Origin of the sequence: Lentibacillus sp., assembly GCF_035301675.1 — a bacterium.
Lineage (GTDB): Bacteria > Bacillota > Bacilli > Bacillales > Amphibacillaceae > Lentibacillus.
In genome coordinates this window covers 1-5,024 of the sequence record NZ_DATGTT010000008.1, presented here as the reverse complement: position 1 = coordinate 5,024, position 5,024 = coordinate 1, and the positions used below count along the sequence as shown (strand labels likewise).

Sequence of the window (5,024 nt, the reverse complement as noted above, 5' to 3'; positions counted from 1 at the left end):
CTTGTGAAGTGGGGTCTTAAAGACCTGAACCATTTATACAAGCGTGCGTACTTAAACTATTGAACCGCCGTATACGGAACCGTACGTACGGTGGTGTGAGAGGACGACTAACCAAATAATGGTTAGTCTCCTACTCGATTGGAGTAATTTGTTCTTACTTTCTTTGACTCCCTATATAACAATAATCGAACCCAACTTCGAAAAAGGGGCATGTCATTTAAAAATGATGTCCTTTTTTATCTGGGATTATGGTGTTAGAAGAACTTAATTAATTAACTTGATAACTTTACGTTATTTTTACAGTAGATTAATAGTGGGTTAATACTCATTCGTTAATATAGGAATTGCAGGAAGGGAAACGTTCCTGACAAATAATCGTAACAGGGGGGAGTTTTAATGAAGTCAAGGTCATTATTTGCAGCATTTGCACTGGGATTTTTCCTCGTATTAATAACAGCGTGCGGCAATGCAGAGGGGAGTGGAAATGCAGAAGAGAGTGGAAATGCTGAAGGAGGAAGCAGTGAAGAAAATGCGGACTCCGGCAGTGAAACAACAGAAGTTCTGGTTGATGGCTCATCCACCGTTTTCCCAATCATGGAAGGTATCGCTGAAGAGTATCAAAAAGAGAATCCGGACGCTCGCGTGAACATTGGTGTTTCCGGAAGCGGAGGCGGTTTTGAAAAATTTGCTGCAGGTGAAACACATATGTCAAACGCTTCCCGTCCGATTAAAGAAGAAGAGAAACAGGCGCTCAAAGAAGCAGGTATTGAATACACTGAATTTGAAATAGCCCTTGACGGTCTGTCAATTGTGGTCAACAAAGAAAATGACTGGGTTGACAAACTGACAGTTGACCAATTAAATAAAATGTGGTCGGCAGATGGCGGCGTAACAACATGGTCTGATATAAATGAAGAGTGGCCAGATGAAAAAATCCAATTCTACAGCCCGGGAGCAGATTCCGGCACATTTGATTACTTCAGTGAAGTAGTGCTTGGAGAAGAAGGACAAATTCGTCAGGATGCTTCATTATCTGAAGATGACAACGTTCTTGTACAAGGTGTAAGAGGGTCTAAAAATGCTATCAGCTACTTCGGGTATGCTTACTATGCTGAAAACAAAAACAGCCTGAAAGCTGTGCCGATTGTAAACGACAATGGTGAGGCGGTAAAACCAAGCCAGGAAACCGTTCAGTCAGGTGAATATAATCCTTTCTCAAGACCATTATTCACTTATGTGAAGCATTCAGCTCTCGAGAATGAATCAGTATACAATTTTGCAAAATACACGCTGGAAAATGCAGGAGAAATGGCAGAATCAGTCGGCTATGTTGCGAAAACTGGCAGTGCCTATGAAAACGCAATTCAAAAACTGAATAAAGCTGCAGGAAAATAAGCTGCATGCTGACAACGTTTCAAAATGACCAGGGCATGGTGAGGAAAGTTCCTGGCAGGACCTTTCCTCATTTCCCTGCGTTTTTATAAACATTAAAAAGTATCATACGAGGAAGCCCTTATCAGAAAATAACCAGGAGTTACAGCGCAGGCACTTTGCGATAAACCGGGCTGTTTTCACAACTCTCATTTTTGTAAAGTCTATAATAAAAGAGGAGTATCATGATGGCGGTCAACGTTAAAGACATGATGAAACAAAAGAAATCAAACCAGTCTCTTCTTCGCTTCCTGGAGAAGGCAGCACCGGCATTCTTCTTATTGTGTGCAATTATCTCCATTCTGACAACAATCGGTATTGTCCTGACATTATTGGTGGAAACCATAACATTTTTTAACCGGGTTTCACTCACGGAATTTACCACTGGCACCGAATGGTGGCCATTTGGGGAAAATGCCAGCTATGGCATTCTTCCATTAATCTCCGGAACCTTATTAATCACAGTTGTTGCGATGGTTGTCGCGATACCTATCGGGCTGGCATCAGCCATTTATCTAAGTGAATTTGCGTCAGTCAAGGTAGGGAAAGTTGTGAAACCGATTCTGGAAGTACTAGCGGGTATTCCAACAATTGTCTATGGCTTCTTTGCTTTGACCTTCGTAACACCAATGCTGCAGTTAGTTATATCTGAACTTCCGATTTTTAATGCACTCAGTCCGGGAATTGTTGTAGGTATTATGATTATCCCGATGATTGCATCACTTTCAGAAGATGCGATGAGTTCAGTACCCAATTCCATGAGAGAAGCTGCTTTGGCAATGGGGTCCACAAGACTGGAAGTGGCACTTAAAGTGGTTGTTCCGGCGGCATTGTCTGGCATTATAGCGTCATTTGTGCTGGGGATATCTCGTGCCATCGGTGAGACAATGATTGTATCTGTTGCTGCCGGATCAACACCAAAGCTGACGACAGATGTGACAGAGTCGATTCAAACCATGACTGGATATATTGTTCAGGTGACACTCGGTGATGCTTCCTATGGTTCGACCACTTATTACAGCATCTATGCAGTTGGGATGACATTGTTTATATTCACATTGCTGATGAATCTTTTGTCACAATTTATTTCTCGTCGCTTTAAGGAGGATTACTAACATGAACCTGGTCGATAAACAGATCGTTCAAAATAAAATGAATAAGCGGATAGTCAGGAACCAGATTATGCAGCAGCTGTTTTTTGTCGCTGCAGCATTTGGCATCATTGTCCTGGCTGTATTGCTATATCGGATTTTTTCTGAAGGAATTCCATATTTGGACTGGGAATTTTTAACGAATTTTGCATCGCGTTTTCCGGAAGAGGCTGGTATAAAGGCAGCTATCGCCGGTTCATTGTGGCTGATGGCTGTTACAGCTCCTATATCTCTCGTGCTGGGTGTCGGAACAGCTATCTATCTGGAGGATTATGCAAAGGAAAATAGGTTTACACGATTTATTCGAATGAATATTTCAAACCTGGCAGGTGTGCCTTCCATTGTATTTGGTTTGTTGGGTCTGACAGTCTTTGTACGATTGATGGAGATGGGCAGAAGTATTATGGCAGGCGGTTTGGCCATGAGTCTGTTAATATTGCCAATCATTGTAGTCTCTTCGCAGGAGGCCATCAGGGCTGTTCCAAAAAATCAGTATGAGGCATCCTATGCAATGGGTGCTACAAGGTGGCAAACCATTCGGCGGATTGTCCTGCCAGCTGCGATTCCAGGCATATTAACCGGCAGTATTTTGGCATTATCGCGGGCAATTGGTGAAACAGCACCACTATTGATGATTGGTGCGTTATCATTTATTGCTTACTTGCCTAAGAATGTCTGGTCAGGTTTTACGGTATTGCCAATCCAAATATTCAACTGGACCGGAAGACCCCAAGAAGAGTTCCATCTGGTGGCATCAGCGGGCATTATCGTATTACTGGTTATATTATTGCTTATGAATTCCATAGCTGTTTTTATTCGGAATAAATTTTCTAAACGATTTTAACAGGGAGGCTTTATCATGCATACGGCCATAGAAGACAAACACGTATCAATCGTCAATACGAAGGAACCTGATCAGGCGGAAACCAAAACGATTTATTCGATTCATAATTTTAATTTGTGGTATGGAGATGACCAGGCACTTTATGACGTACAGATGGATATTCCTGCGAATAAAGTGACAGCAATTATTGGGCCGTCCGGCTGCGGTAAATCAACGTTTATCAAAGCACTGAACCGGATGGTTGAATTAGTGCCATCTGTCAAGATGAGTGGGAGCATTCATTATAATGACAAAGATATTTTCAGTCCCAAATATAAAGTGGAAGATTTGCGAACTAGCGTCGGCATGGTGTTTCAAAATCCAAATCCGTTTCCGAAATCGATTTATGAAAATGTGGTATACGGACCGAAAACGCACGGTATCAAAAACAAGAAAGTACTGAACGAAATTGCCAAAAAAAGTCTTAAAGGTGCAGCATTATGGGATGAAGTGAAGAATCGTCTGCAGGAGAATGCTTTCGGGTTATCAGGTGGTCAGCAGCAAAGACTCTGTATTGCCAGATGTTTAGCCATTGAGCCGGATGTCATATTGATGGATGAACCGACATCAGCATTGGATCCCATTTCGACTGCCAAAATAGAGGAACTCGTCCAAAATCTGAAGAAGGATTATAGTATTGTGATTGTGACTCATAACATGCAGCAGGCTGCCAGGGTTTCGGATAAGACAGCATTTTTCTTGAATGGTGATGTCATTGAATACAGCAAAACTGATAAACTTTTTTCCAATCCAGACGATAAGCGTACCGAGGATTACATTACCGGCCGTTTCGGCTAAATAAGGGAGGATTTATATGGTTGCCAGGGAGCAGTTTGAAACGGATTTGAAAAATATTAAAGAAGACATTATGGACTTATCGAATACGGCGGTGAATGCCTTACGTGAAGCAGTAGATGCATTGTATAATCAGGATCTGACGCTGGCAAAAAATATTATTGGAAAAGACAAGGCTGTTGACAAACAGGAACACGCTATTAATGATCAGACCATCTTACTGATTGCTAAACAGCAGCCGGTCGCAACGGATTTGCGGAGTCTGGTGATGGCTCTGCAAACGACTAATGATATTGAACGCATGGCTGATAACGCTAAAAATATTGCTAAATCAACACTTCATTTGGAGGAAGATCATCGTCTGACGGTTCATCCGAGGATAAAAGACATGCGGGATATGACAATTGATATGAATAAGACAGCAATGAGGGCATTTCAATATGATGATATCTCAATTGCCGGCAAATTGTCGAAGATGGATGATGAGGTTGATCAATTATATGAAATGATTATCCATGATATTTTAAATGAAACGGCAAACAACCCTGAAAAAATTCAGTATGTCATGCAAATGGCATTCAGCGCCCGCTATATTGAGCGATTTGCCGATCATATCACCAACATTGGTGAAAGTATTTTGTATCTTGTAAAAGGAGAATCCTATAAATTAAACTAGCCTGACAGAAAAAAAGCTGTATTACACTTGGCAATACAGCTTAGTTGGTGATGGTTTCGGCAATTTCCTTCTGGTCCATATCACTTGA

General features: G+C 41.6%; 5 protein-coding genes. All 5 read left to right on the top strand.

All coding sequences use genetic code 11. The features are described 5' to 3' along the window. Positions 1-396 precede the first annotated feature (396 nt). A complete protein-coding gene (locus VK097_RS01285) occupies positions 397-1,395 on the top strand; it encodes a PstS family phosphate ABC transporter substrate-binding protein (protein WP_324209986.1) in 999 nt (332 codons plus the stop codon). 224 nt (positions 1,396-1,619) lie between these two features. Beyond that, on the top strand, positions 1,620-2,546 hold the full coding sequence (pstC, locus tag VK097_RS01280; RefSeq protein ID WP_324209987.1) for a phosphate ABC transporter permease subunit PstC: 927 nt from the start codon (positions 1,620-1,622) through the stop codon (positions 2,544-2,546). A 1-nt stretch (position 2,547) separates the two neighbouring features. Then, a complete protein-coding gene (gene pstA / locus VK097_RS01275) occupies positions 2,548-3,426 on the top strand; it encodes a phosphate ABC transporter permease PstA (protein WP_324209985.1) in 879 nt (292 codons plus the stop codon). 15 nt (positions 3,427-3,441) lie between these two features. Beyond that, positions 3,442-4,263, top strand: a complete 822-nt coding sequence (gene pstB / locus VK097_RS01270) for a phosphate ABC transporter ATP-binding protein PstB (RefSeq protein WP_324209984.1) — start codon at positions 3,442-3,444, stop codon at positions 4,261-4,263. Between the two features lie 16 nt (positions 4,264-4,279). Beyond that, positions 4,280-4,936: a phosphate signaling complex protein PhoU gene (phoU, locus tag VK097_RS01265; RefSeq protein WP_324209983.1), complete on the top strand. Its 657-nt coding sequence runs from the start codon at positions 4,280-4,282 to the stop codon at positions 4,934-4,936. Positions 4,937-5,024: the final 88 nt, after the last annotated feature.